Origin of the sequence: Methylophaga sp. UBA2689 (assembly GCA_002354555.1) — a bacterium.
GTDB lineage: Bacteria > Pseudomonadota > Gammaproteobacteria > Nitrosococcales > Methylophagaceae > Methylophaga.
Genome location: DELT01000094.1, coordinates 143445 through 143851, shown reverse-complemented (window position 1 = coordinate 143851; position 407 = coordinate 143445). Strand labels below are relative to the sequence as shown.

Sequence of the window (407 nt, the reverse complement as noted above, 5' to 3'; positions counted from 1 at the left end):
TGATATTTCATCGCAAAATCATTTGACGGATCGACGGCTCCTTCTTTGGGCAGTAAATCTCTCACATGACCATAAGATGCCAAGACTTCTACATCTTTGCCCAGATACTTTTTGATGGTCTTGGCCTTGGCCGGTGACTCAACAATAACGAGTTTTTTTCCCATATAATCCTGTACCAAAAATAGACGCTCTAAATAACACTGCCCGTGTAAAACGGGCAGTATTAAGGAGAAAAAGAGCGGTCAGATTTAGTGAATAACCGCCTCCAAATCCTCAAACACCAGATCTTCCATCCAGGCATAAGCGACTTCTCGGCCCGGTTGATAAAACAGCACCATGAGTACGACCCACTTGAGCTGCTCCAAATCAATTTCTTCGCTGTCTAATGCCAATACACGTTCAATAAC

1 protein-coding gene and 1 pseudogene are annotated in these 407 nt (G+C 43.5%); both read right to left on the bottom strand.

Going from position 1 to position 407, the window contains the following annotated elements; all coding sequences use genetic code 11:
- Positions 1-146 (bottom strand): annotated as a pseudogene (locus B3M51_RS11845) (toprim domain-containing protein); the annotation flags it as partial.
- Between the two features lie 102 nt (positions 147-248).
- Positions 249-404, bottom strand: a complete 156-nt coding sequence (locus tag B3M51_RS11840) for a DUF494 family protein (RefSeq protein WP_292759484.1) — start codon at positions 402-404, stop codon at positions 249-251.
- Between the last annotated feature and the right edge of the window lie 3 nt (positions 405-407).